The sequence below is a fragment of the Pseudomonas sp. PDM22 genome (genome assembly GCF_014851965.1).
Taxonomy (GTDB): Bacteria; Pseudomonadota; Gammaproteobacteria; order Pseudomonadales; family Pseudomonadaceae; genus Pseudomonas.
The window spans coordinates 39,048-63,124 of the sequence record NZ_JACVAR010000002.1; the positions used below are offsets into that span (position 1 = coordinate 39,048).

At 67.8% G+C, this 24,077-nt stretch carries 20 protein-coding genes; 9 read left to right on the forward strand and 11 right to left on the reverse strand.

The features are described from left to right. Nucleotides 1-144: 144 nt before the first annotated feature. Nucleotides 145-849 carry a methyl-accepting chemotaxis protein gene (locus IB255_RS31175; protein WP_412547969.1) on the forward strand — a complete coding sequence of 235 codons (705 nt, stop codon included), beginning with the start codon at nucleotides 145-147 and terminating at the stop codon, nucleotides 847-849. Nucleotides 850-1,035: 186 nt separating this feature from the next. On the opposite strand, the gene IB255_RS05885 is transcribed toward IB255_RS31175, so the two are convergent. Further along, entirely contained in the window at nucleotides 1,036-1,815 is a 780-nt protein-coding gene (locus IB255_RS05885) for a TatD family hydrolase (protein ID WP_081517387.1), read from the reverse strand. A 4-nt stretch (nucleotides 1,816-1,819) separates the two neighbouring features. Then, on the reverse strand, nucleotides 1,820-2,812 hold the full coding sequence (gene cra / locus IB255_RS05890; RefSeq protein WP_081517388.1) for a catabolite repressor/activator: 993 nt from the start codon (nucleotides 2,810-2,812) through the stop codon (nucleotides 1,820-1,822). Nucleotides 2,813-3,016: 204 nt separating this feature from the next. On the opposite strand from cra, the gene ptsP reads away from it, so the two are divergent. Genes ptsP through IB255_RS05905 form a run of 3 tightly spaced genes read left to right on the forward strand, consistent with a single transcriptional unit; the run spans nucleotide 3,017 to nucleotide 8,612 of the window. Then, nucleotides 3,017-5,911, forward strand: coding sequence for a phosphoenolpyruvate--protein phosphotransferase (gene ptsP, locus IB255_RS05895; protein WP_081517389.1), 2,895 nt, complete (start codon nucleotides 3,017-3,019; stop codon nucleotides 5,909-5,911). Then, nucleotides 5,911-6,846 (forward strand): 1-phosphofructokinase, encoded by a 936-nt coding sequence (gene pfkB, locus IB255_RS05900; RefSeq protein ID WP_081517390.1) that lies wholly within the window; start codon nucleotides 5,911-5,913, stop codon nucleotides 6,844-6,846. Before ptsP ends, pfkB begins: the two co-directional genes overlap by 1 nt. A 26-nt stretch (nucleotides 6,847-6,872) precedes the next feature. Further along, nucleotides 6,873-8,612, forward strand: a complete 1,740-nt coding sequence (locus tag IB255_RS05905) for a PTS fructose-like transporter subunit IIB (protein ID WP_081517391.1) — start codon at nucleotides 6,873-6,875, stop codon at nucleotides 8,610-8,612. Nucleotides 8,613-8,669: 57 nt separating this feature from the next. Here IB255_RS05905 and IB255_RS05910 read toward each other — a convergent pair whose 3' ends face one another. The 8 genes from IB255_RS05910 to arnB are packed head-to-tail and all read right to left on the reverse strand — an operon-like array spanning nucleotide 8,670 to nucleotide 17,555. Beyond that, nucleotides 8,670-10,052 carry a UDP-glucose dehydrogenase family protein gene (locus IB255_RS05910; protein WP_081517392.1) on the reverse strand — a complete coding sequence of 461 codons (1,383 nt, stop codon included), beginning with the start codon at nucleotides 10,050-10,052 and terminating at the stop codon, nucleotides 8,670-8,672. A gap of 40 nt (nucleotides 10,053-10,092) precedes the next feature. Beyond that, nucleotides 10,093-10,521, reverse strand: coding sequence for a 4-amino-4-deoxy-L-arabinose-phosphoundecaprenol flippase subunit ArnF (gene arnF, locus IB255_RS05915; protein ID WP_081517393.1), 429 nt, complete (start codon nucleotides 10,519-10,521; stop codon nucleotides 10,093-10,095). Further along, on the reverse strand, nucleotides 10,518-10,862 hold the full coding sequence (arnE, locus tag IB255_RS05920; RefSeq protein ID WP_081517394.1) for a 4-amino-4-deoxy-L-arabinose-phosphoundecaprenol flippase subunit ArnE: 345 nt from the start codon (nucleotides 10,860-10,862) through the stop codon (nucleotides 10,518-10,520). The genes arnF and arnE overlap by 4 nt, the downstream gene beginning before the upstream one ends. Further along, nucleotides 10,859-12,505: a lipid IV(A) 4-amino-4-deoxy-L-arabinosyltransferase gene (arnT, locus tag IB255_RS05925; RefSeq protein WP_081517395.1), complete on the reverse strand. Its 1,647-nt coding sequence runs from the start codon at nucleotides 12,503-12,505 to the stop codon at nucleotides 10,859-10,861. The genes arnE and arnT overlap by 4 nt, the downstream gene beginning before the upstream one ends. Then, nucleotides 12,502-13,389 carry a 4-deoxy-4-formamido-L-arabinose-phosphoundecaprenol deformylase gene (gene arnD / locus IB255_RS05930; protein WP_412548114.1) on the reverse strand — a complete coding sequence of 296 codons (888 nt, stop codon included), beginning with the start codon at nucleotides 13,387-13,389 and terminating at the stop codon, nucleotides 12,502-12,504. Before arnD ends, arnT begins: the two co-directional genes overlap by 4 nt. Beyond that, a complete protein-coding gene (gene arnA / locus IB255_RS05935; RefSeq protein ID WP_081517397.1) occupies nucleotides 13,386-15,407 on the reverse strand; it encodes a bifunctional UDP-4-amino-4-deoxy-L-arabinose formyltransferase/UDP-glucuronic acid oxidase ArnA in 2,022 nt (673 codons plus the stop codon). The genes arnD and arnA overlap by 4 nt, the downstream gene beginning before the upstream one ends. After that, on the reverse strand, nucleotides 15,404-16,408 hold the full coding sequence (gene arnC / locus IB255_RS05940) for an undecaprenyl-phosphate 4-deoxy-4-formamido-L-arabinose transferase (protein WP_081517398.1): 1,005 nt from the start codon (nucleotides 16,406-16,408) through the stop codon (nucleotides 15,404-15,406). Before arnC ends, arnA begins: the two co-directional genes overlap by 4 nt. 7 nt (nucleotides 16,409-16,415) lie before the next feature. Then, nucleotides 16,416-17,555 (reverse strand): UDP-4-amino-4-deoxy-L-arabinose aminotransferase, encoded by a 1,140-nt coding sequence (gene arnB / locus IB255_RS05945; RefSeq protein WP_081517399.1) that lies wholly within the window; start codon nucleotides 17,553-17,555, stop codon nucleotides 16,416-16,418. Nucleotides 17,556-17,833: 278 nt separating this feature from the next. Between arnB and IB255_RS31050 the strand changes: the two genes are divergently transcribed. From IB255_RS31050 to IB255_RS05965, 4 genes are all read left to right on the forward strand, one after another. Continuing rightward, nucleotides 17,834-19,873: an aminotransferase class I/II-fold pyridoxal phosphate-dependent enzyme gene (locus tag IB255_RS31050; protein ID WP_081517400.1), complete on the forward strand. Its 2,040-nt coding sequence runs from the start codon at nucleotides 17,834-17,836 to the stop codon at nucleotides 19,871-19,873. Between the two features lie 69 nt (nucleotides 19,874-19,942). Beyond that, complete coding sequence (locus IB255_RS05955) at nucleotides 19,943-20,728, forward strand: transporter substrate-binding domain-containing protein (protein ID WP_081517401.1); 786 nt, start codon at nucleotides 19,943-19,945, stop codon at nucleotides 20,726-20,728. A 72-nt stretch (nucleotides 20,729-20,800) separates the two neighbouring features. Continuing rightward, nucleotides 20,801-21,511, forward strand: a complete 711-nt coding sequence (locus tag IB255_RS05960; RefSeq protein WP_081517402.1) for an ABC transporter permease — start codon at nucleotides 20,801-20,803, stop codon at nucleotides 21,509-21,511. 13 nt (nucleotides 21,512-21,524) lie between these two features. Continuing rightward, nucleotides 21,525-22,271, forward strand: coding sequence for an ABC transporter permease (locus tag IB255_RS05965; RefSeq protein WP_081517403.1), 747 nt, complete (start codon nucleotides 21,525-21,527; stop codon nucleotides 22,269-22,271). 4 nt (nucleotides 22,272-22,275) lie between these two features. On the opposite strand, the gene IB255_RS05970 is transcribed toward IB255_RS05965, so the two are convergent. Continuing rightward, nucleotides 22,276-22,899, reverse strand: coding sequence for a TetR/AcrR family transcriptional regulator (locus IB255_RS05970; RefSeq protein WP_081517404.1), 624 nt, complete (start codon nucleotides 22,897-22,899; stop codon nucleotides 22,276-22,278). A 107-nt stretch (nucleotides 22,900-23,006) separates the two neighbouring features. Here IB255_RS05970 and IB255_RS05975 point away from each other — a divergent pair, with 107 nt between their 5' ends. Then, entirely contained in the window at nucleotides 23,007-24,020 is a 1,014-nt protein-coding gene (locus tag IB255_RS05975; protein WP_081517405.1) for a succinylglutamate desuccinylase/aspartoacylase family protein, read from the forward strand. Nucleotides 24,021-24,077: the final 57 nt, after the last annotated feature.

Sequence of the window (24,077 nt, forward strand, 5' to 3'; positions counted from 1 at the left end):
CACGACCTGATCGAGCAGGTCGGTCGCACCGTCAGCGAAGTGGAGCGGCAGACCGTGCGCGTGGAGTCGGTTTCCGCCGAGAGCAACCAGGCGGTGGCCGGCCAGCGCAACCAGATCGAGCAGGTCGCCACGGCGATGAACCAGATGGCCGCGACCGCCCAGGAAGTCGCGCGCAGCGCCGCTGTGGCAGTGGGCAGCGCGCACAACGTGAACCAGGAAACCACCAGCGGCCGCGCCCTGGTGGAATCCCAGGTGGGCAGCATCCAGCGCCTGGCCGGCGAGATCGACGAGTCGGTGGCGGTGATCAACCAGCTGGCCGCCGACAGTTCCTCCATCAGCCGCGTACTCGACGTGATCAAGGGCATCGCCGAGCAGACCAACTTGCTGGCGCTCAACGCGGCCATCGAGGCTGCGCGTGCCGGTGAGCAGGGCAGGGGCTTCGCGGTCGTGGCCGACGAAGTACGCACCCTGGCCAAGCGCACCCAGCAGTCCACCGAAGAGATCGAGCAGATGATCGCGCGCCTGCAGAACGGCGTGGGCGCGGCGGTGAAGGCCATGGGCAGCAGTCACCAGACTGCCGACGGCACCGTCAGCCAGTCGGCCCAGGTGCAGCAGGCGCTGGAGAACATCCTCCAGGCGGTGGGCGCCATCGTTGACCAGAACCAGCAGATCGCCGCCGCCGCCGAGCAGCAGACTGCCGTGGCCCATGACATCGACCAGAACATCGTCGAGATCAACCAGGCCGGCGAGCGTACCTCCGAAGGCGCCAGCGAGACCGAGCGCGCCAGCCGCGAACTGGCCGGGCAGGTGGTGGAGCTCAAGCGACTGATCGGCGCGTTCCGCGTCTGATCTGACAGATCCGGGGCGGACGTGGCAGTCCGCTTCGCAACGAGGTTTTCGCCAGCAGACCGATGTCCGTGGGTCGCACGGATGCACCCCATCTCACGGGCATCGGTTTGTCGGTGAATCCACCTTTACCTGTAGCAGCGGGCCATGCCCGTGATCGCGCTCATTGGGCGCTACTACAGGGGGCACTCAGCTCCAGCCGAACAACTCCAGCGCATTGCGCGTGCTGGCGCTGGCCAGCTCCTCCGGGCTGACGCCCTTCAACTCCGCCAGTGCCACGCAGATATCCGGCAGATGCTCCGGGCTGTTGCGCACGCCGGGGTACATCGACGGCGCCATGTCCGGCGAGTCGGTCTCCAGCACGATGGACTCCAGCGGAATCTCCGGCACCACCTTGCGCAGGCGGTTGGCCTGCGGCCAGGTCGGTGCGCCGCCCAGGCCCAGGCGGAAACCCAGCTTGAGGTATTCGCGGGCTTCCTCGCGGCTGCCGGCGAAGGCGTGGATGATGCCCTGGCGGGCGGGCTTGTAGCGCTTGAGCGTGGCGATCATCGCTGCATGGGCGCGGCGTACGTGGAGCAGCACCGGCAGCTCGAAGTCCATGGCGATGCGCAGCTGTTCCTCGAAGATGGCCTGCTGGCCATCGCGGTCGAGGTCCTCCAGGTAATAGTCCAGGCCGATCTCGCCCACCGCGCAGAGCTTCGGGTGCCCGGCCAGGCGCTGCAGCCACTCGCGCAGTGCTGTCAGATGTTCCGGCCGGTGCCGCGCCAGGTAGATCGGGTGCAGGCCGAGGGCGGCGTACAGGTCCGGCTCGGTTTCCACCAGTGCCCAGACGTCCTCCCAGTTCTCGTGGAACACTCCCAGCAGCACCTGTCGCTCCACACCCAGCTCGCGGCTGCGTTGCAGTACGGCGGCGCGGTCCTGCTCGAAGTCCGGGCAGTCGAGGTGGTTGTGGGTGTCGATCAGGCGCATCGGCTCACTCCGTGCGCAGCTTGAGGTTACGCGGGATCGGGTGCACACCGGGGGTGTAGCTGTTCTGTTCGATGGCGGCCAGCGCCAGGTCCAGGGCGCGCTCGGCGATCAGTGCGTGTTGCTGGGAAATGGCGTTGACCTTCAGTGGTACGAAGTCCAGCAGCTGGGTATCGCCGAAGGTGGCGATGCGCAGCTCCGCCGGCCAGCCGCTGGGCAGGGCCTGGAGCACGTCGAAGACGCCTTCGAGCAGCACGTAGGAGGTGGTGATCAGCGCGTCGGGCAACTGCCCCTGGCCAGCCAGCAGCTCTTCCATCAGGCGGCGGCCGCAGGGACGGCTGAAGGTCTCGCCGTGCTCGATCAGCACCTGGCCCCGGTAGTCGCGCAGGGCGCTGCGGAATCCCGCGGCGCGCTCCTGGGAAATGATCAGCTCCGGTCGTGCGCCGAGCAGGGCGATGCTGCGCGGCGCCGGCTTGAGCAGGCTGGCGGTGAGGCGCTGGCTGGCGTCGCGGTCGTCGCTGACCACCGAACAGAAGCGTTGCGGGTCGAGCTGGCGGTCCACGGCGATGATCGGCACGCCGTCGCCTTGCAGGCGTGCGTGACTTTCGTCGCCGACGGGCAGGCAGCTGGCGACTATCAGTGCGTCGCAGCGTCGCGCGCGGAACAGGTTGAGCACCTGGCGCTCGGTGTCCGGCTCGTCGTCGGAGCAGGCGATAAGCAGCTGGTAGCCGCGCGCCCGTGCGCCCTGTTCGAGCAGCTTGGCGAGCTTGGCGTAGCTGGGGTTCTCCAGGTCCGGCAGGACGAAGCCCAGGGTGCGGGTCTGCCCGCGGCGCAGGCTGGCGGCCTGCTGGTCCGGGTGGTAGCCGTGCTCCTCGATTACCGCGCGCACGCGCTCCACCGTGGCGGCGCTGATGCGGCGCTGGACGGCCTTGCCATTGATCACGTAGCTGGCGGTGGTGACCGAAACACCGGCCAGGCGGGCGATATCACTGAGTTTCAACGCGGGATGCTGCCGACAATTGGGGGCTTCAAGGATCACGCATTATCGAGTAACGTGCCAGTCTCAATAGGTGAAACGATTCAGCATTGCGCACGCAGTATTGCCTGAACCCTGTTCCTGCGCCGCAACCTCTAAGCTGATCACCGTACAAGCGGATAACCGCCCCAGCGCCGGCGTGCGCGAACGCCGGTGAGGAGACAAGCGATGCTCGAATTCAACGCGCAGCAGGTCCGCATGGGCCAGCGCGCTGCCGACAAGCAGGCCGCCCTGGCCATGCTCGGCTCCGCCCTCGAAGACGACGGACTGGTTGCTCCCGGCTATCTCGCCGGAATACAGGCCCGCGAGGCACAGGGCTCCACCTACCTCGGGCAGGGCATCGCCATTCCCCACGGCACTCCGGAAACCCGTCACCTGGTGCAGCGCACCGGCGTGCGCCTGATGCACTTCCCCGAGGGCGTGCACTGGGGCGACGGACAGACCGTGCACCTGGCCATCGCCATTGCCGCCAAGTCCGACGAACACCTGCGCCTGCTGCAATTGCTCACCCGTGCGCTGGGTGACGGCGAAGTGGGTGCGGCGTTGCGTGCAGCGCAGAAGCCCGAAGACTTGCTGCAGTTGCTGCAAGGTGGAACGCCGCAGCCGTTGCTGTTCGACGAGCACCTGGTCGGCCTGGGTGTCGCCGCGGAAGACTTCGACGAACTCGCCCTGGTCGGCGCCCGTCGCCTGAAGAAGGCCGGCTGCGTCGTCCCCGGCTTCGCCGCCGCGCTGCATGACCAGGAGGCCCTGCCGCTGGGGGCCGGGCTCTGGTGGCAGGACAGCGAGCAATGCGTCACGCGCTCAGGTCTCGTCTTCGTTACCCCCACGCGCGAGCTGAGCCACGCTGGCCAGCCGGTGCGCGGCCTGTTCTGCCTGGCCCGCCAGGGCAACGCCCACGATGCGGTGTTCGCGCGCCTGTGCGACCTGCTGGTGGATGGCCGCGCCGGCGAGTTGGCGAGCGCCACTTCCGTTCGCACTGTGCTGGAGGCCCTGGGCGGCGAATTGCCGGTGGACTGGCCGAGCATCCGCGTGCCGCTGGCCAACCCCCATGGTCTTCACGCGCGCCCGGCGCAGGTACTGATGTTGCTCGCGCGGGACTTCAGCGGGGAAATCCGCGTGCGTATCGCCGAGGGCGATAGTGCCCCGGTGTCGATCCGCAGCCTGAGCAAGTTGCTCAGCCTCGGCGCACGGCGCGGGCAGATGCTGGAGTTCTTCGCCGAGCCGGAAATCGCCGAAGCCGCGCTGGCCGCCGTCCGTGTGGCGGTGGAGCAGGGCCTGGGCGAAGAGGTCGAACCGCTGCCGGAAACGCTCGAACTGATCGTCGAAAGCATCCAGGTGGACGAGCAGGAATTGCAGGCCGTGCGGGCTCCCGAAGCGGGCGCGCAGCTCCAGGCCATCCCCGCGTCGCCGGGTATTGCCCATGGCCCGGCCTACGTGCAGGTCGCCCGCGTCTTCGAGTTCGCCGCGCGCGGCGAGTCGGCGGAGGTCGAACGCCAGCGCCTGGAAGAGGCGCGCACGGCCATCAGCCGGGAGATCGAAACCCTGGTCGAGCGCAGCCAGGTCAAGGCCATCCGCGACATCTTCGTCACCCACCAGGCCCTGCTGGACGACCCCGAACTGCTCGACGAGGTGCAGGCGCGGCTGGCCGAAGGCGCCAGCGCCGAAGCGGCCTGGAGCCAGGTGATCGAGCGCGTGGCCGGCGAGCAGGAGGCCCTGCGCGACGCGCTGCTGGCCGAGCGTGCGGCGGACCTGCGCGACGTCGGTCGGCGGGTGCTGGCGCGCCTGTGTGGCGTCGAGAGCGCCGTGGAACCCGACGAGCCCTACATCCTGGTGATGGATGAAGTCGGCCCGTCCGACGTGGCGCGACTGGACCCGGAACGCGTGGCTGGCATAGTCACTGCGCGCGGCGGTGCGACTTCGCACAGCGCGATCATCGCTCGCGCGCTGGGCATTCCCGCATTGGTGGGCGCCGGGGCAAGCGTGCTGGCGCTGGAGTCCGGCACGGCCCTGCTGCTGGATGGCGAGAAGGGCGAGCTGAGCATCGCGCCGGATGCGCAAACGCTGCACGTCGCCGCGACCCAGCGCGACCTGCGCCAGCGCCGCGCCGAACAGGCCGAGGCGCGCCGTCATGAGCCGGCAGTCACCCGCGACGGCCATGCCGTGGAAATCTGCGCCAACCTCGGCGACACCGCCGGTGCAGCGAAAGCCGTGGAGCTGGGCGCTGAAGGCGTGGGCCTGCTGCGCACCGAGTTCGTCTTCATGGACAACCCCCAGGCGCCGGACCAGGCGACCCAGGAGCTCGAATACCGGCGTGTCCTCGACGCCCTCGAAGGGCGCCCGCTGGTGGCGCGCACCCTTGATGTGGGCGGCGACAAGCCGCTGCCTTACTGGCCGATCCCCGAGGAAACCAACCCCTACCTGGGTATCCGTGGCGTGCGCCTCACGCTGCAGCGCCCGCAGATTTTCCGCACCCAGCTGCGCGCCCTGCTGACTGCCGCCGCCGGCCGCCCGCTGCGCATCATGTTCCCCATGGTCGGGCAGGTGGAGGAGTGGCGACAGGCCCGTGATCTCACCCTCGAACTCTGCGCGGAGCTTGGCGGCGAGCACGATCTGCAGCTCGGCATCATGGTCGAGGTGCCGTCCGCCGCGCTGCTGGCGCCGGTGCTGGCGCGCGAGGTGGACTTCTTCAGCGTCGGCACCAATGACCTGACCCAATACGCACTGGCCATCGATCGTGGCCATCCTAGCCTTTCCGCCCAGGCCGACGGCCTGCACCCGGCGGTGCTGCAATTGATCGACATGACCGTGCGCGCTGCCCATGCCAACGGCAAGTGGGTGGGCGTGTGCGGCGAACTGGCCGCCGACCCGCTGGCGGTGCCCTTGCTGGTTGGGTTGGGAGTGGACGAGCTGAGCGTCTCGGCGCGCAGCATTCCCCTGGTGAAGGCGCGCGTCCGCGAGCTGGACCTGTCGACTTCCCGCGAACTGGCGCAAGCCGCCCTGACCCTGTGCTCGGCGGCGGACGTTCGCCAGAGTGTCGCCCTCGCGCTGCCGGAGGTGCACTGATGGCCCGCATCCTGACCCTGACCCTGAACCCCGCACTGGACCTCACTGTGCGTCTGCCGACGCTTGCGCCCGGCGAGGTGAATCGCAGCGAGTCGGTGCTCAGCCAGGCCGCCGGCAAAGGCGTGAACGTCGCCCAGGTGCTGGCCGACCTTGGGCATTCCCTGACCGTCGCCGGCTTCCTCGGTGCGGACAACGCGCAGCCCTTCGAAGCTCTCTTTCGCCGTCGCGGCTTCATCGACGCTTTCGTTCGTGTGCCGGGCGAAACCCGCAGCAACATCAAGCTCGCCGAGGGCACCGGACGCATCACCGATATCAACGGGCCCGGTCCCGAGGTCGGTGAGGCGCAGCAGGACGCGTTGCTGGATCGCCTCGACCTGGTCGCCGCCGACTTCGAGATCGCCGTGGTTGCCGGCAGCCTGCCGCGCGGGGTCGATCCCCAGTGGCTGCGCGAGCTGTTGCTGCGCTTGCAGGGGCATGGCCTGAAGGTCGCCTTCGATTGCAGCGGCGCAGCCCTGCGCGCGGGCATCGAAGCCGCGCCCTGGCTGATCAAACCCAACGACCAGGAGCTGGCCGAGGCCTGTGGACAACTCGCCGGCAACGCCGAGGAATCGACCGCCCAGGTCGAATCGCTGCGCGCTCGCGGGATCGAGCAGGTGGTGCTTTCCCAGGGCGCCGAGGGCGTGCGCTGGTTCAGCCCGCAGGGCGTCTGGCAGGCGCTGCCGCCGAAGGTGGAAGTGGCCAGTACGGTGGGTGCCGGCGATTCCCTGCTGGCCGCCATGGTCCATGGCCTGCTCGCCGGCTGGCCGGCCGAGCGCGTGTTGCGCCGGGCCACGGCGGTGGCTGCGCTGGCGGTCACCCAGTTCCAGTTTGGCATCGGCGATGCGCAGCGGCTCCAGCGCATCGAAGACGCGGTGCAGGTTCAGGCGCTGTCCTGAGCGATAGAACAACAAGAGGTATGACGATGAACCTTGCCCTGATCACGGCCTGCCCCAACGGCCAGATTTCCAGCGTGCTCAGCGCCCGCCTGCTGCGTGCGGCGGCGGAGCGCCTGGGCTGGTCGGTGTGTGTCGAGCAATGCGACCCGCAGCATCCGGAGCGCCAGTTGAGCGAAGGCCAGATCGCCGCGGCCGACTGGGTGCTGGTGGTCACTACGCAGCCGCTGGAGCTTTCGCGCTTCGCCGGCAAACGTCTGCTCCAGGCCCGGCCGGCCGAGGCACTGGCCGAGCCCGCCAGCTTCCTGCAGCGAGCGCAGGAAGAGGCGCAGGTCTGGCAGCCCGGTGAGCCTTCGAGCGCGCCGGTCGCAGTGGAGCGCGCGGCGAACGTCGTGGCGGTGACCGCCTGCCCGACCGGCGTGGCGCATACCTTCATGGCGGCCGAGGCGCTGCAACAGACAGCGCAGCAGATGGGCGTCGAACTGCGGGTGGAAACCCAGGGCTCGGTGGGCGCGCGCAATCCGCTGACCGCGGAAGAAATCGCGGCCGCCGATGTGGTGCTGCTGGCGGCCGACATCGAGGTCAACCCCGAGCGTTTCGCCGGCAAGCGCATCTTCCGTTGTGGCACTGGCGTTGCGCTGAAGCAGCCGCAGGCGACTATCGAACGCGCGTTGAAGGAAGCGACGGTGGAGTCCGCTTCATCTGCCGGCAGCAGTGCAGCGCCAACCAGGAATGAGGCGCGGGGGGTCTACAAGCACCTGCTCACCGGCGTGTCCTTCATGCTGCCGATGGTGGTGGCCGGCGGCCTGCTGATCGCGTTGTCGTTCGTCTTCGGCATCGAGGCCTTCAAGCAGCAGGGCACCCTGGCGGCGGCGCTGATGCAGATCGGCGGCGACGCGGCGTTCAAGCTGATGGTGCCGATGCTCGCGGGCTATATCGCCTGGTCCATCGCCGACCGTCCGGGCCTGGCGCCGGGGATGATCGGTGGGCTGCTGGCGAGCACGCTGGGCGCCGGCTTCCTTGGCGGCATAGTCGCCGGCCTGCTCGCGGGCTATTCGGCGCGGGCAATTGCCCAGTGGATTCCGCTGCCTGCCAGCGTCGCGGCGCTCAAGCCGATCCTGATCATTCCCTTGCTGGCCAGCCTGTTCACCGGGTTGGTGATGATCTACGTGGTGGGTTCGCCGGTAGCGGCGATGATGCGTTCGCTCACCGACTTCCTCGCCGGCATGGGCACCACCAACGCCATCCTGCTCGGCCTGCTGCTGGGCGGGATGATGTGCGTGGACCTGGGTGGGCCGATCAACAAGGCGGCCTATGCGTTCTCGGTCGGCCTGCTCGCCTCGCAGAGCTACGCGCCGATGGCGGCGGTGATGGCCGGCGGTATGGTCCCGCCCATCGGCATGGGCATCGCTACGCTGCTGGCGCGGCGCAAGTTCGCCCAGAGCGAGCGCGAGGCGGGCAAGGCCGCGCTGGTGCTGGGGTTGTGCTTCATCTCCGAAGGGGCGATTCCCTTTGCCGCGAAGGATCCGCTGCGGGTGATCCCGGCGAGCATCGCCGGCGGTGCGCTGACCGGCGCGCTGTCGATGCTGTTCGGCTGCAAGCTGCTGGCGCCCCATGGCGGCCTGTTCGTGCTGCTGATTCCCAACGCGATGAACCACGCGCTGCTCTACCTGCTGGCGATCGCCGCGGGCAGCGTGGTGACCGGGGTGCTCTATGCGCTGCTCAAGCGCGGCGAGGCGGCGCCGATGATGGTGATGGGGCAGGTGTAACGAAGCTTGCACTGACTCAGGAGCGGACGAAGTCCGCTCCTGCGGGTTCAGCTTCGGTCAGGCGCTGCGTCGCTGACGTTGCTCGACGACCTGCGCCGGCACCGGCAGGCGGTGCGAGTCGCCACGGCCCATTGGGAAGTACTCGAAGCCGTAGCGCGCCACGCGCTCGGGGTCGAACAGGTTGCGACCGTCGAAGATCACCGGGGTCTTCAGGCGGCTGGCCACCAGCTCGAAATCCGGTGCCTTGAACTGCCGCCACTCGGTGCAGATCACCAGCGCATCGGCGCCGCCCAGGGTGGCTTCCGGCGTGCCCATCAGGGTCAGGCGTTCATCGTGGCCGTACAGGCGCTGCGCTTCGGGCATGGCTTCGGGGTCGAAGGCGCGGACCTTGGCGCCGGCTTCCCACAGGGCTTCCATCAGGGTGCGGCTGGGAGCGTCGCGCATGTCGTCGGTGTTGGGCTTGAACGACAGGCCCCAGAGCGCGAAGGTGCGGCCCTTGAGCTTGCCGCCGTAGTAGCTGCGGATGCGCTCGAACAGCTTGCTCTTCTGTCGCTGGTTCACCGCTTCCACGGCGCGCAGCAGGTCGCTGGAGCAGTGGGCTTCCTCGGCGCTCTGGATCAGGGCCTGGACGTCCTTGGGGAAGCACGAGCCGCCGTAGCCGCAGCCGGGGTAGATGAAGTGGTAGCCGATGCGCGGGTCGGCGCCCATGCCCTGGCGCACCGCTTCGATGTCGGCGCCCAGGTGTTCGGCCAGCTCGGCGATCTGGTTGATGAAGCTGATCTTGGTGGCGAGCATGCAGTTGGCGGCGTACTTGGTCAGTTCCGCGCTGCGCAGGTTCATGGTCAGGATGCGGTCGTGGTTGCGGTTGAACGGCTCGTAGATCTCGCGCATCACGTCCAGCACCTCGGCGCTTTCGCAGCCGATGACGATGCGGTCGGGTTTGCGGCAGTCGGCCAGCGCCGAGCCTTCCTTGAGGAACTCGGGGTTGGAGACGATCTCGAAGTCCAGGCTGCGGCCTTCTTCGGCGAGCACCGCCAGCACCTTGGTCTTCACGCGATCGCCCGTGCCCACCGGCACGGTGGACTTCTCGACGATGATCACCGGCTGGGTGCGGTTGCGGGCGATGCCCTCGGCAACCGCCAGCACGGCGCGCAGGTCGGCGGAGCCATCGGGCAGCGGCGGGGTGCCGACGGCGATGAACTGCACGCGGCCATGGCCGGCGGCCTCGGCGACGTCGCTGGTGAAACGCAGGCGTCCGGCTTCCAGGTTGTCCTTCACCAGCTCGGCGAGACCCGGTTCGAAGATGCTGATCTGGCCGCGCTTGAGCTTGGCGATCTTGTCTTCGTCGATGTCCATGCACAGGACGTCGTGGCCCACTTCGGCCATGACCGCGGCCTGCACCAGGCCCACATAACCGATTCCGAATACGCTGATTTTCATGTTGTGCTCTCCCGGATAGGGACTCGAAGCGGGATTGGGGTCAGTCGAACTGCGCGCGCTCGGAGCGAGCGTCGCTGGGTTTGATGACGGTTGTTCTGTCAGGGCGGCGTGGCGCGTTGATTGCGATCACGCCGGCGATCACCAGGGCGACGCCCAGGGTGCGCGGCAGGCTCAGGGGTTCGCCGAAGCCCGGCAGCAAAGCGGCACCGAGGTAGACGACGGCATAGCTCAGGCTCAGCAGCGAATAGGCGCGGCTCAGCGGCAGGTGTTTGAGGGCGAGCAGCCAGTTGAGCATCGACAGCGCGTAGGCCAGTACCGCGCCGGCCAGCGCCGAGAGGGCGGCAAGGTCCAGTTGCGCGAGGTCGAACGGCCAGTGCGTGGGCAGGCGCGTCATGCTCCAGCGCATGCCCAGCTGCGCGCCGCTCACCAGCAGCACGCTGCCCAGGGCGAAGGCGATGCCGCGCTTCACGAGTGCATCCCCAGCAGGGCGACGCCACCGACGATCAGCGCGACGCCGAACCAGTGGCGCGCATCGATGCGTTCGCCGAACAGACGGCTTGCCAGGAGCGTCACCAGCACGAAGTTCAGGCTCAGCATGGGATAGGCGACGCCTACCTCCAGGCGCTGCAGGACCAGCAACCAGAGCAGCAGACCGAAGCCCAGGCAGGCGATCGCCAGCAGCAGCCAGGGCGAGAAAAGCTTCGCCACCACGCTCGAGGGAGCATCGCGCCAGCTTTCCACGGCGAATTTCTGCGCCAGCTGGCCCATGCAGGTAAGCAGGCAGGCACCGGCCAGCAGCAGGGCGGTCATGGCGCGGCCTGCGGAATCAGCAGGACCACCAGGTGGTTCTGTCGATAACTGATGGCGTCGCTGGGCAGCATGGCCAGTTCGGCTTCGTCGCTGGCGCTGTTGACCCGCATGATCACGCCGATGGGGCCTTCGGCGCGGGCGTGCTCGATCCAGGCGTGGATGCCTTCGGGGGCAATGCTGCGGCCCTGGCCTTCTGGATAGCCCAGGCCGAACTTCAGTTCGCCTTCGGTGTTGAACAGCGTGATGTCGCTGCGCTGGGTACGCCAGGCGAGGGCGGTAGCGGCGCCCAGGTCATTGCTCAACAGGCTGCGGGCGCCCTTGAGCTGGTCCAGGTGCTCGGCGATGAACTGGTCGGGCATCTTGCTGTTGACCATCTTGTTCGGCATCGCGTTGGGCACCAGCGCCACCAGCAGCCAGGCCGCGAAGGCCGGCGCCGCCCAGTAGCGACTGGGGCGCAGCAGTTGCAGCAGGCCGGCCAGCAGCCAGACGATGCAGACCAGGGCGACCATCAGCACGCTGGGTAGTTCGTCGTGGTACTGCGGGTGGCGGGCCTGCATGAACACCAGGCCGGCCAGCGCGCTGCTGCCCAGCAGCAGGTTGAGTGCGCCGTTGAGTTTCAGCGCGATCAGCTTGCGTTGCTGCAGCGCACGGCCGATGGCGTCGGCCATCAACAGGGCCAGCGGGGCGAAGCAGGGCATGATGTAGGTCGGCAGCTTGCCCTTGGCCAGGCTGAAGAAAAGGAAGGGCATGACGAGCCACAGCAGCAGGAACACCAGCCTGGAATCACGCCAGCCCTGCAGGCCGTTGCGCAGCGCCGGGAAGATCAGCACCGCCCAGGGCAGTGCGCTGGCGAACAGCAGCGGCACGAAGAACCAGATCGGTCGGCCGTGCTGTGCGTCTTCCCCGGCGAAGCGGCGAATGTGTTCATGCCAGAAGAAGAAGTCCCAGAAGTCCTGTTCGCGGGCGTGGATCAGCAGCACCCAGGGCGCGGCAACCAGTACGGCGACCAGCACCGCCAGGGGCCCGTAGCGCAGCAGTTCGCCGAAGCGCTTCTGCAGCACGGCATAGGGCAGGCCGACGAGCACCGGCAGGAGGAAGGCCAGGAAGCCCTTGGTCATGAAGCCGAAGGCGCAGGCGGCGCCCAGCAGACTCCAGGCGGCGAAGCGTCCACGGGTGGTTCTGGCGTCGAAGGCGAACCACAGGGCACCGAGGCTGAGGTTCACGCAGAAGGTGAACTGCGGGTCGAGGTTGGCGTAGCCGGCCTGCCCGGCGATCAGCCCGAAGCTCAGGTACAGCAGGCCCGCGGCCCAGGTGCGGCGCGGGTCGTTCCACAACCGGCGGGCGAGCAGGATGACCAGCAGGGTACTCAGTGCGGTTACCAATGCCGAACCGAAGCGCACGCCGAACAGGTTCTGCCCGAACACGGCCTGGCTGGCGGCGGTCAGCCAATAGCCGCCGGTGGGCTTCTCGAAGTAACGCAGGCCGAGCAGGTGCGGGGAAACCCAGTCGCCGCTCTGCAGCATGGACTGGCTGATCTGCGCATTGCGCGACTCGTCGGGAATCCACAGCCCGTGGAAGGCCATCGGCAGCAGGATGCACAGTACGAAGGCGGCTAGCAGGGACGGGTAGGCCAGGCGCTTCATGCGTGCTGCACCCCCAGCCAGCCTTCGCGGCCGGCCAGTTCGCCACGCACCAGGCTGGCGACGGGCAGGGTGGTCGGGTCGTCCGGCAGCAGACGGCCCAGCGGAACGAAGCGGATGCCGCCGGCCCGTGCCTGGGCCAGCAAGCGGCGGAAGTCGTGGGCCATGAGAATGCCCTCGACCTCGGCGTGAATGGTGTAAACGTTCAAGGCGTCCATGTCGAAGCGGGAAAGGATGTAGTCGTTGAAGGCGGATGGCGCCACCTGCGGGCCGACGACTTCGTCGAAGGTAGGCATGTCCACCGGGATCTGCGGGGTGCCGGCGCGACCATCGGCCAGGCGCGGACGGAACAGTGAGCGGCCGCGGCAATCACTGTTGTAGCGAAAGCCGAAGCGCTCCTTGGCTTCCACGGTGCGCTCGTCGGCGCGCCAGCCGGCCACCGCCGAGCACTCCACCGGGTTGCCGAGGATGTCGGCGAGGGTGTCCACGCCCCGGCGGATCTGTTGCTCCAGTTGCTGCGCGCTCCAGCGGCCGGCGTTGGCCTGCCAGCCGTGGTGGTCCCAGGCATGCAGGCCGACTTCGTGGCCGGCGTCCTGGGCGCGCCGCATCAGGTGGCCCAGGTCGCGGCCGATCTGCTTGCCTGGCCAGGCGGTGCCGGCCAGGAGGATGTCCCAGCCGTAGAGGCCGGCGGCGTTGGAGCGCAGCATCTTCCACAGGAACTGCGGGCGGATCAGGCGCCACAGGTGCCGGCCCATGTTGTCGGGGCCGACGCTGAAGAAGAAGGTCGCCTTTACGTCGGCTTCCTCGAGCATGTCCAGCAACCGGGGCACGCCATCACGGGTGCCACGGTAGGTGTCGACGTCGATGCGCAGTCCCGCTCTCATCAGGCGATGCTTTTCTTCAGCGGGAAGGCGTGGGGCACACCGCCGGCGCGTTCGGCCAGGGCTTCGCGGAGGAAGAAGTCCAGGGTCTTGCCGATGGTCTCGGCCAGTTCCACGCTCGGCTGCCAGTTCAGCAGACGACGGGCGTTCTCGATGCTCGGCTTGCGGTGCGACACGTCCTGATAGCCGTCGCCGTAGAAGCTGCGGCTTTCCACTTCGCGGAAGCCGGCGAAGGGCGGGAACTGGTCGCGCAGCGGGTGGGCCTCGAACTGGCGCAGCAGCTCTTCGCCCAGCTGGCGGATGCTGGCTTCGTTGTCCGGGTTGCCGATGTTGACGATCTGCCCGTCGCAGCGGCTGCCCTCGTTGTCGATGATGCGCGCCAGCGCCTCGATGCCGTCATCCACGTCGGTGAAGCAGCGCTTCTGCTCGCCGCCGTCGACCAGGCGGATCGGGGTGCCTTCCACGAGGTGCAGGATCAGCTGGGTAATTGCGCGGGAGCTGCCGATACGGGCGGAATCCAGTCGGTCCAGGCGCGGGCCCATCCAGTTGAACGGACGGAACAGGGTGAACTTCAGGCCCTTCTGGCCGTAGGCCCAGATGACTCGGTCGAGCAGTTGCTTGGAGACCGAGTAGATCCAGCGCTGCTTGTTGATCGGGCCGACGATGAGGTTGGACTTGTCCTCGTCGAAGTTGGCGTCGGTGCACATGCCGTACACCTCGGAGGTGGACGGGAAGATCACGCGCTTGTTGTACTTCACGCAGTAGCGCACCAGCTTGAGGTTTTCCTCGAAGTCCAGCTCGAACACGCGCAGCGGGTTGCGGGTGTATTCGATGGGCGTAGCGATGGCCACCAGCGGCAGGACCACGTCGCACTTCTTGATGTGGTACTCGATCCACTCGGTGTGGATGCTGATGTCGCCTTCGACGAAGTGGAAGTCCGGGTTGCCCTTCAGGCGCTCGATGGCGTCGGAGCCGATGTCCAGGCCATAGACCTCGTAGTTGCCGTCACGCAGCAGGCGCTCGGAGAGGTGGTTGCCGATGAAACCGTTGACGCCGAGGATCAGCACGCGGGTCTTGCGCTTGGGCTTGCCGGCGGCGCCGTGCAGGCGCGAGCCATCCACCAGGCCCATCTCGCGGGCCAGTTGCGGGCCGGCGAGGAACAGGCCGCTGTCATTCTGCTGGCCGGAGAGGATTTCCAGCGAGTCTTCGCCGCAGGCAATGCGCAGGGGATCGACCGAGAGCACCGAGCCAGGCGCCATGCCGTTGTTGCCGGCCGCGACGCGCGAGCTCCAGACGATCAGCTTGCGATCGCCCACCGGGGCGAAGGCGCCGGGGTAGGGCTGGGTCACGGCACGCACCAGGTTGTGCAGTTCGCGGGCCGGGCGTTTCCAGTCGAGCTGGCCGTCCGCCGGGGTGCGGCGTCCGAAGTAGCTGGCGCGGGATTCGTCCTGGGCGACTTCCTGCAGCTCGCCGCGCGCCAGGCGCGGCAGGGCGGAGGCGAGCAGCTCGCGGGTGGCTTCGCGCAGCTTGCCGTGCAGCACCAGGGCGGTGTCGTCGGCGCCGATGGCAACGCTCTGCTGGGCGAGGATGCCGCCGGCATCGGCGCGCTTGACCATGCGGTGCAGGGTCACGCCGGTCTCGGTCTCGCCGTTGACCAGCACCCAGTTGGCCGGGGCGCGGCCACGGTAGCGCGGCAGCAGCGAGCCATGCAGGTTGTAGGCGCCCTTGGCGGCGCAGGCCAGCAGCTCTTCGCTGAGCAGGTGGCGGTAGTAGAAGGAGAAGATGTACTGCGGCTGCAGCTCACGGATGCGCGCGACCCACAGCGGGTGATTGACGTCTTCCGGAGCGTGCACCGGGATGCCCAGGCGTGCGCAGAGCTGCGCTACGGAGCCATAGAAGCGGTTTTCCTTCGGATCGTCGGCGTGGGTGAAGACGGCGTCGATCTGGTAACCGGCGGCAAGCAGGGCCTCGATGCCGGCGCAGCCGAAGTCGTGGTAGGCGAAGACGATGGTCTGCTGGGTCATGGCTGGATGGACTCGAAAGAAGGGGAAGAAGCGGTGATCGGGGCGCGCGGCGTCTCGGTGCGGACGATGCGCTCGATGAAGAAGCGGGGGCGGGCGCGCACGTCGTTGTACATGCGCCCCAGGTACTCGCCGAGCAGGCCCATGCCGACCAGCTGCACGCCGGTGAACATGAACAGCACGGCGAACAGCACGAACACCCCGTGGCCGGCCCAGGCGGCGCCGAACAGCAGGCGCAGCACCAGCAGCATCAGGGCGAAGGCGAAGCCGGCCATCGCCATGCCGCCGCCGACGAAGGACAGCAGGCGCAGCGGCGAGGTGGTCATGCAGGTGACCAGGTCGAACATCAGGTTGATCAGGCGCAGGAAGTCGTACTTCGACTCGCCGTGCTCGCGCTCGGCGTGGGCGACGAGGATCTCGCTGGTGTGGCGGGCGAAGCTGTTGGCCAGAATCGGGATGAAGGTGCTGCGCTCGCGGCAGGCGAGCATCGCCTTGACGATGCTCGAGCGATAGGCGCGCAGCATGCAGCCGTAGTCGTTCATCGCCACGCCGGTGGAGCGCTGCACGGCGAGGTTGATCAGTTTCGACGGCCAGCGGCGCAGGGCGGAGTCCTGGCGCTGCTGGCGCACGCTGCCGACCACGTCGTAGCCCTTGGCGGCCTCGGCCACCAGGCGCGGGATTTCTTCCGGCGGGTTCTGCAGGTCGGCGTCTAGGGTAATGACCAGGTCGCCCTGGCACTGCTCGAAGCCGGCCATGATCGCCGCGTGCTGGCCGTAGTTGCGGTTGAGGATCACCGCCAGCACATGGCTGCCCGGCGCCTGCGCGGCTTCCTGCAGCAGGTCGGCGGAGCTGTCGCGGCTGCCGTCGTCGATCAGCACGATCTCGTAGTCGCGGCCCAGCTGTTCGCAGGCGGCGGTGGTCCGGCGCAGCAGCTCGGGCAGGCTGGCCTCTTCGTTGTACACCGGGATGACGATGGACACGCGATGGATCGGATAGGGTTTCACGGTGGCGTTACCGAAGCAGGGTTTCGATGGCGTCGACCACACGGTCCTGGTCGGCCTGGGTCATGTCGGGGAACAGCGGGATGGAGACGATCCGCGAGGAGTTCCACTCGGTGTTGGGCAGTTGCACGCGCGGGTAGCGCTGGCGGTAGTAGCTGTGCAGGTGGCTGCCGATGAAGTGGATGCCGCTGCCGATGCCGCGCTGCTGCAGGCCCTGCATGAAGGCTTCGCGGTCGATGCCGCAGCGCTCCTGGTCGATGCGCAGGACGTAAAGGTGCCAGGCGTGATGCTGCGGGTAGTCCGGCACCGCCAGCGGTTGCACGGGCAGGTGCGCCAGGCGCTCGGCGTAGCCGGCGGCCAGTTCGGCGCGGCGGGCGTTGATCGCTTCGAGCTTGGGCAGCTGGACCAGGGCAATGGCGGCGTTGATGTCGGTGAGGTTGTACTTGAAGCCCGGCTCCACCACCTGCGCCTGCGGCTTGCGGCCGTGGGTCAGGCGGTCGTAGGCGTCGACGCCCAGGCCGTGGAACTTCAGGGTACGTACGCGGTTGGCCAGGACTTCGTCATCGCTGACGAACATGGCGCCCTCGGCGCAGGTGAGGTTCTTGATCGCGTGGAAGGAGAAGATCGCGGTGCCGCGCTGGCCTACCGGGCGGCCACGGTAGAAGGTGCCGGCAGCGTGGGCGGCGTCTTCGATCACGGGGATGCCATGGCGCAGGGCGAGCTCGTCGATCGGGTCCATGTCGCAGGCGGCGCCGGCGTAGTGCACCGGGATGATGGCGCGGGTACGCGGGGTGATCGCGGCCTCGATGCGGGCGGCGTCGGTCATCAGGGTGTCACGGTCGACGTCGACGAACACCGGGGTGGCGCCCAGCAGGCTGATCATGTTGACGGTGGAGACCCAGGTCTGCGACGGGGTGATCACCTCGTCACCCGGGCCGATGCCCAGGGCCAGCAGCGCCAGGTGCATGCCGCCGGTAGCGGAGGACAGCGCGACGGCGTGGCGGCAGCCGATCGACTGGGCGAACTGTTGCTCCAGTTCTGCGTTCTTCGGCCCGGTGGTGATCCAGCCCGAGCGCAGGACTTCATTGACTGCCTGGATCTCCTCCTCGCCGATGCTGGGGCGGGAGAAGGGGAGGAAGGGCATTTCCATGTGGTGTTCCAAAGGCCGTCACGGCTCTGTCAGGGGGTGAGAGAACGCTACGGGGGAGATCGTTAAGAAGCCGTTAAGTGGATGTCGTGATTCCGTTCGTCGGTCGAATTGCGACGTGTCGCACCTGAAGGTGAGGAGTCACTTGAGTGAACGGTCTGAAAACGACATGGCTGATGTCGGAAAACGCTGTTGAACACTCGTTCATCCTTGGCTATGGTGGCCCAACGCTCCTGCGGACCCTTCTGCAGGACATTCCGTCATTCGGATGAGGCCCTTGCATGCGTTATTCGTCGCTTGTGGACAGGATGGTCGGACCCGGCGTGGCCGCCTGGGACATTCACTACGCCGCCATTGCCGCCCAGCGAGCCGGCCGCGACGTGATAGTGCTCAGCGTCGGCGACCCCGATTTCGCAACCCCGGACTTCATCACCGATGTCGCCGTTGCCGCGTTGCGCGACGGCGACACCCATTACAGTGACGTGGCGGGCAAACCCGCACTGCGCCAGGCGATCGCGGCATTGCATGAGCGGCGTTTCGGCCAAAAGGCCGGGCCCGAAAACGTCATCGTCGTCGCCGGTGCTCAAAACGGCCTGTTTGCCGCCGCGATGTGCCTGCTGGAGAAGGGCGACGAGGTCATCACCTTCGACCCGGTCTACGTCACCTACGAAGCCACGCTGAAAGCCACCGGCGCCGTGCTGGTCGGGGTACCGACCCGTCCGGAAAACGGCTTCCGCCCGCTGGCCACCGATATCGCCGCAGCGATCACCCCGCGCACGAAGGCGATCTTCCTCGCCAACCCGAGCAACCCGACCGGCGTCGTGCTGGACCGCGACGAGCTGCTGGCCATTGCCGCGCTGGCGGAGGCCCACGACCTCTGGGTGGTAGTGGACGAGGTCTACGAGGGCCTGACCTTCGAGCGCGAACACCAGAGCTTCGCCGCGCTACCCGGCATGGGCGAGCGCACCCTGAGCATCGGCAGCCTGTCGAAATCCCACGCCATGACCGGCTGGCGCGCTGGCTGGATAGTCGCCAACCCGACGCTGGTCGGGCACCTGGAAAACCTCGCGCTGAACATGTTCTACGGCCTGCCGGGCTTCGTGCAGGAAGCCGCCCTCGCGGCGGTGGAGCGTCACGACGAGGTTGTCACGACAATGCGCGAGATCTACCGCCGCCGCCGCGACCTGGTGGTCGCCGCGCTGAGCGATTGCCCGCGGGTGAAGGTGCTGTCGCCCGAGGCTGGCATGTTCGTCATGGTCGACGTGCGCGATACCGGCCTCAGCTCGCTGGACTTCTCCTGGCAGCTGTTCCACGCCACCGGCGTCTCGGTGCTCGACGCGGCGGCCTTCGGCCCGCAGGCGGAGGGCTTCGTGCGGCTGTCCTTCGGCCTGAGCGACGAGAGCATGGCGGAGGCCTGTGCGCGGATCATCCGCTTTGTCGAATCCCTTCCGGCGAAGGCCAACTCCGTAGGAGCGGACTCCGTCCGTGATGTGCCCCGTGCCGAGGCGGGTCGCGGGCATGGCCCGCTCCTGCAGGACGTGCAGGCGCAGTCCAGACCGGTGATCGAGGTGCGGGATATCCACAAGCGCTTCGGCGACTTCGAGGTGCTCAAGGGTGTGTCGCTGTCGGCGCGCGAGGGCGAAGTGATCTCGCTGATCGGCGCCAGCGGCTCGGGCAAGAGCACCCTGCTGCGCTGCATCAACATGCTGGAGATTCCCAACCAGGGCTCGGTCACCGTCAATGGCGAGACCATCGGCCTGACCCAGAACCGCCACGGCGAGCCGATGGTGGCCGACCAGAAGCAGCTCACCCGCATCCGCTCACAGCTGGGCATGGTGTTCCAGAGCTTCAACCTGTGGCCGCACCGCACCGTGCTGGAGAACCTGATCGAGGCACCGACCTTCGTCCTCCACGAGAGCAAGGCCGAGGCCCGCGAGCGCGCCGAGGCGCTGCTGGAGCGCGTCGGCCTGGCCGAGAAGCGCCACGAGTACCCGGCCTTCCTTTCCGGCGGCCAGCAGCAGCGCGTGGCCATTGCCCGCGCGCTGGCCGTGCGGCCGAAAGTGATGCTGTTCGACGAGCCGACCTCGGCGCTGGACCCGGAGCTGGTGGGCGAAGTGCTGAAGGTGATCCGCTCGCTGGCGGAGGAGGGGCGGACCATGATCCTGGTCACCCACGAGATGGCTTTCGCCCGCGACGTATCCAGCCATGTGGCGTTCCTCCACAAGGGCCTGATCGAGGAGGAGGGCACCGCCGAGGAGGTCTTCTCGCGGCCGCGCAGCGAGCGCTGCCGGCAGTTCGTCAACGCGCACCAGAATCGCTGACCGATGCCGCGCTGTCGGCGCATCGATGAGCGTGACCCAACACTAAGTAAAACAATGCAGGGGATCACGATGAACAAGAAAGGTCTGTGCAATCTGATGGTGGGTGCGGCGATGCTGGTGGCCGGCGTGGCGAGCGCCCAGGCCGAGACGATCCGTTTCGCCCTGGCCGCCGAGCCCTATCCGCCGTTCTCGCAGAAGCAGCCCGATGGCAGCTGGGTCGGCTTCGAGCCGGACCTGATCCACAAGGTCTGCGCCGAGATGAAGGCGACCTGCGAGATCGACGAGGTGGCCTGGGACGGCATCATCCCGGCGCTGCTGGCGAAAAAGATCGACGTGATCTTCAACTCCCTGTCGATCACCGATGAGCGCGAGAAGCAGATCGCCTTCAGCCGCCCCTACTACGACACCCCGGTGGCCGTCGCCGCGCCCCAGGCGGTGGACGTGCAGATCAGCCCCGAGGGCCTGAAGGGCAAGACCATCGGCGTGCAGATCTCCACCGTCAGCTCCAACTACCTCAAGCAGTACTTCGAGAAGATCGCCGACGTGCGCTACTACGACACCCAGGATTCGGTGAACGCCGACCTGGTGGCCGGGCGCATCGACCTGATGATGGCCGACGGCATCGCCGTGGCGTCGTTCGTCAAGTCGCCGGACGCCCAGGCGGCCGGCATCGTCAACAAGGGCGAGGTGAAGTACGACCCGCTGTTCGGCCGCGGCGTCGGCGCCGGCATGCGCAAGGGCGATACCGAGCTGAAGGCGAAGATGGACGAGGCCATCGGCAAGCTGCTCGCCAGCGATGACTACAAGGCGCTGTCGGACAAGTACTTCGGCATGAGCGTCGCGCCCAAGCAGTGATCCCAGCGTGAGCCGTCCCCGTGCCCGCTGCGGGCACGGGGACGACCCTGAGCCTCCCTCCTGGAGACGGCCATGCAAAGCATCTTCGACCTGATCGGCTTCGGCCCCACCGGCTGGGGCCCGGCCCTGCTCAAGGGGCTACTGGTCACCCTGCAGATTTCCGTCGGCGCCTTCCTCGTCGGCCTGCTGATCGGCCTGGCCGCGGCCAGCGCCAAGATCGGCGGACCGCGCCCGCTGGCGATACTCGCGCGTGGTTACACCACGCTGTGCCGGGCGGTGCCGGAGCTGCTGCTGATCCTGCTGCTGTTCTACGTCGGCTCCATGGGCCTGAACCAGTTCTTCGAATGGCTCGGCTATGGCCAGGTGAAGCTCAACGGCATGATGGTGGCCATCGTCGTGCTCGGCCTGGTGCAGGGCGCCTACGCCTCGGAAATCTTCCGTGGTGCCATCCAGTCGATCCCCTATGGCCAGATCGAAGCGGCGCGCGCCTACGGCATGCACGGCTTCGGCCTGTTCCGCCGGGTGACCCTGCCGATGATGGCGCCCAACGCGCTGGCCGGCATGGCCAACCTGTGGGTCAACCTGATCAAGGACAGCGCGCTGATCAGCGTGGTGGGCACCAACGAGCTGCTCTACACCGCCAAGCAGGCCGCCGGTTCGACCCGTCACTACCTGACCTTCTACCTCACCGCGGCGGCGCTGTATTACGTGCTCACCGTGCTTTCCAACCTGTTCGCGGGCTACCTGGAGCGGCGCTTCCGCCGCTGGATTCCGGCGGTCTGAACGAGGCGCGGCGATGAACGAACACTGGCTATTCGTCTATGGGGCCCTGCTGCTCAAGGGCCTGGGCACCACCCTGGTGATCCTGCTGATTTCCGCCACGCTGGGCTTCGTGCTGGCGCTGGGGGTGGCGCTGGCGCGGATGTCGCGCAACTTCCTGGTCTCGCGCCTGGCGCTGGCGTACACCAGCGTGATTCGCGGCACGCCGCTGCTGGTGCAGATCTACATCTTCTACTACGGCCTGGGCAGCCTCTTCGCGCAGTTCCCGCTGATCCGCGGCAGCTTCCTCTGGCCGTACCTGCGCGATGGCTTCTGGTACATCGTCATCGCGCTGATCCTCTCGGTCGGCGCCTACGTCGGCGAGGTGGTCCGCGGCGGTCTCAAGGCGGTACCGCGCGGCGAACTGGAGGCCGCTTCGGCATTCGGCATGAACCGCACGCTGGTGCTCTACCGCGTGTGGTTGCCGCGGGCGATTCGCCTGCTGCTGCCGACGCTGGCGGGGGAAAGCGTGATGCTGCTCAAGTCCACCGCGCTGGCTTCCACCATCGCCGTGGTCGACCTGCTCGGCGCCGCCAACGTGGTGCGTGCGCAGACCTTCCAGATCTATGAGCCGCTGCTGCTGGTGGCGGCGATCTATGTCTGTCTGACCTTCATCATCGAAGCGCTGTTTGCCTTGCTGGAGCGCGCCACCCCGGTTCGCCGCGAGCAGAAGACGACGCAGCGTTCATGGCTGGGCAAGCGCCGTGCAAGGACGGCAGTTTGAGTGATTAGGCGTAGGCACCTCGGCGCAGTCCCTCTACCCAGCAACGGCTGAGCTCGAGGCCGTCGGCGGCGCTGAAGGTCGAGGGGTTCAGGCACCACTCCAGCCACAGTCCGTCGAGCATGGCGGAGAGACCGATGGCGGCGAGTCGCGGGCGCGCCACGCTGAAACCCTCGGCGCTGGCGAGTTCGCTGATGAGCTTTTCGAGGATCGCGAGGTAGCTGTGGTAGCCGCGCTCGTGTGCCTCGTTCACCGGCGGCGAGTGACGGATCAGGCTCCAGAACACGACCCAGGGGCTGAGCAGGTCGGGGTCCAGCACCTGGGGCGAGAAGGACCCGGTGAGGAAGGCTTCCATGCGCACGGCCGGGTCGTTGCCGACCGCGTCGACCTGCCGGTAGAGCGCCTGGGTCACCTCGCTGGCGAGGGTTTCGTAGGCCTGGGCGACCAGCGCGTCGATGCTGCCGAAGTGGTGGTTCACCAGGCCCACGGCGACCCCGGCTTCCTTGGCGATGCGACGCACCGAGATGCCTGCGTGGCCATCGGCGACCAGGCACTTGAGGCAGGCGCGCACGAGGTGGTCGCGGCGTTCCTCGGGTGTGGCGCGCTGGGCTTTCTGGCGGGGGGTATCCAAGGGCGGGCGTCCTGTGTTGCGGGGTGCCGGCAAGCGGCGAACGGTTTCGATACTAGGAGGCGCCGGGGAAGATTTCCATGGGCGATTCGGACAAGAGGAGAGGGCAAATGATCGAGGACGTATCCTTCAGCGTACCGGGTGATTCCGGTGCCGAGCTGCGCGTGCGCGCCTGGCGTATCGACGGCGGCAGGCCGGGGCCGAAGGTGCACCTGCAGGCCGGCGTACATGCCGATGAAATCGCCGGGATGCTGGTGCTTCACGAGCTGCTGCCACGCCTGCGCGATGCCGCCGAACGCGGTGCGCTCAATGGCAGCGTGACGGTGGTGCCGCAGGCCAATCCCATCGGCATCGGGCAGTTCCGCCAGGGGCGGATTCTCGGTCGGAACCACGACGCGACCTCGCGCAATTTCAATCGTGGCTTCATCGCCTCGGCGGCCGCCAGCGGCACCCTGGATAACCTCACGCTGTGGCAGAAACGCGTGGCAGAACTGGCCGCGCCTGCGGACATCGTGCTCGACCTGCACACCGATGACGAGGCGCTGCAGTACGTCTACCTCCACGAGTGCTTCTGGCCTGCCGCGCAGGACCTCGCTGCCGCCCTTCGCGCGGAGCTGGCGATCATCTGGGAAGGCGATGGCGATGGGGCGTTCGAAGAGGTGGTGATCGCCCCGTGGGTGGCCGAACAGCGCTTCGCCGGGCGATTGGTGGCAACCGTCGAACTGCGCGGCCAGGGCGACGTCAGCGATGCGCTGGCACAGCAGGATGCCGATGGTCTCTATCGTTTCCTGGGCGCCCGTGGCGTGGTGAGCGATGCCGGGCCGTTGCCGGAGTGGAAGGGAGTAGCCACGCCAATGGGCTTCATGGAAACCGTGTTCGCCCCGGCGGCTGGCGTGCTGGTTTTCGAACGCGAGCTGGGCGAGTACATCGAGGCGGGCGAGCGCTTCGCGCGCATCATCGCCCGCCCCGGCGACGCCAGCAGCGAGCACATCCTGCGCGCACCGCAGAGCGGGCTGCTCGCCACACGTTATCGCGACCGGCTGATCCCGCAGGGCGCCATCGCCGCCAAGCTGACCGGCAGCGCGACTTCCAGCACCTGGAGTTCCGGCGCGCTCGATCCGTGAGTGCTGCTCTTCGTAGGAGCGAGCTTGCTCGCGAACCCAGGCTCCGCAGCAGGGGCT

Coding starts and splice junctions, on each gene's coding strand:
- IB255_RS31175 (WP_412547969.1), top strand. CDS start 145: ATGGCCGCGACCGCCCAGGAAGTCGCGCGCAGCGCCGCTGTGGCAGTG.
- IB255_RS05885 (WP_081517387.1), bottom strand. CDS start 1,815: ATGCGCCTGATCGACACCCACAACCACCTCGACTGCCCGGACTTCGAG.
- ptsP (WP_081517389.1), top strand. CDS start 3,017: ATGCTCGAATTCAACGCGCAGCAGGTCCGCATGGGCCAGCGCGCTGCC.
- pfkB (WP_081517390.1), top strand. CDS start 5,911: ATGGCCCGCATCCTGACCCTGACCCTGAACCCCGCACTGGACCTCACT.
- IB255_RS05905 (WP_081517391.1), top strand. CDS start 6,873: ATGAACCTTGCCCTGATCACGGCCTGCCCCAACGGCCAGATTTCCAGC.
- IB255_RS05910 (WP_081517392.1), bottom strand. CDS start 10,052: ATGAAAATCAGCGTATTCGGAATCGGTTATGTGGGCCTGGTGCAGGCC.
- arnE (WP_081517394.1), bottom strand. CDS start 10,862: ATGACCGCCCTGCTGCTGGCCGGTGCCTGCCTGCTTACCTGCATGGGC.
- arnT (WP_081517395.1), bottom strand. CDS start 12,505: ATGAAGCGCCTGGCCTACCCGTCCCTGCTAGCCGCCTTCGTACTGTGC.
- arnA (WP_081517397.1), bottom strand. CDS start 15,407: ATGACCCAGCAGACCATCGTCTTCGCCTACCACGACTTCGGCTGCGCC.
- arnB (WP_081517399.1), bottom strand. CDS start 17,555: ATGGAAATGCCCTTCCTCCCCTTCTCCCGCCCCAGCATCGGCGAGGAG.
- IB255_RS31050 (WP_081517400.1), top strand. CDS start 17,834: ATGCGTTATTCGTCGCTTGTGGACAGGATGGTCGGACCCGGCGTGGCC.
- IB255_RS05955 (WP_081517401.1), top strand. CDS start 19,943: ATGAACAAGAAAGGTCTGTGCAATCTGATGGTGGGTGCGGCGATGCTG.
- IB255_RS05960 (WP_081517402.1), top strand. CDS start 20,801: ATGCAAAGCATCTTCGACCTGATCGGCTTCGGCCCCACCGGCTGGGGC.
- IB255_RS05965 (WP_081517403.1), top strand. CDS start 21,525: ATGAACGAACACTGGCTATTCGTCTATGGGGCCCTGCTGCTCAAGGGC.
- IB255_RS05975 (WP_081517405.1), top strand. CDS start 23,007: ATGATCGAGGACGTATCCTTCAGCGTACCGGGTGATTCCGGTGCCGAG.